The organism is Halorubrum tibetense, assembly GCF_042661865.1.
Taxonomy (GTDB): Archaea; Halobacteriota; Halobacteria; order Halobacteriales; family Haloferacaceae; genus Halorubrum; species Halorubrum tibetense.
Window position 1 is genome coordinate 1 of sequence record NZ_JBHSWW010000687.1, and the last position, 559, is coordinate 559.

General features: G+C 47.8%; 1 protein-coding gene. It reads right to left on the reverse strand.

The window, feature by feature from the left end:
• Positions 1 to 559 (reverse strand): hypothetical protein (locus tag ACFQEU_RS17755; protein WP_379784302.1); only part of this gene is annotated, 559 nt, incomplete at both ends.

A 559-nucleotide genomic window follows, 5' to 3' on the forward strand; every position in this document is an offset into this window, starting at 1 on the left:
GACAACAATGAGATCATAGTCGGAAAATTCGTCGCTATTGATGGATGACCCATAGACAATAATTGCTTCAATTTGGTCGCCCAAAAGATCCTTCAGCTGGTTGATAAACCCAAATTTTTTCGTTTGCTTTTGGTCGAGATGAGCGGCGCTCATAGTAAGGGTTTGGTGGCTTACCTTGGCGGATAGGCACCTAATTACCTGCGCGAAAAGCCCTTTGAGTTGAATAAACGTCTCTAGGCTGCTAAGACCTTGCCGTCTTTGCTTAACGAGTTCGATAACGGCATTACACAGGTCTAGCGACTCAAGTTCATTATGCTGTTGTTTATGGGCGAAAACCCCAGCGTACCAAAGTCGTGACAATTTGCTGTCAATGGTGCCTTCAGACCAACGGTTTTGAATAATCGCCGCACCTAGGGTAACACCGGCGAGAAACATGGTTGACTGGAGCCAGTACGCAGGTGAGCAGATGTCGTCTGCAGCATTTACGGCGATGGCTAATGCTGGCGGATCGGATGGGTACTCTGGGCTATTTAGCTTGGCAGCTTCGATATTACGCCTC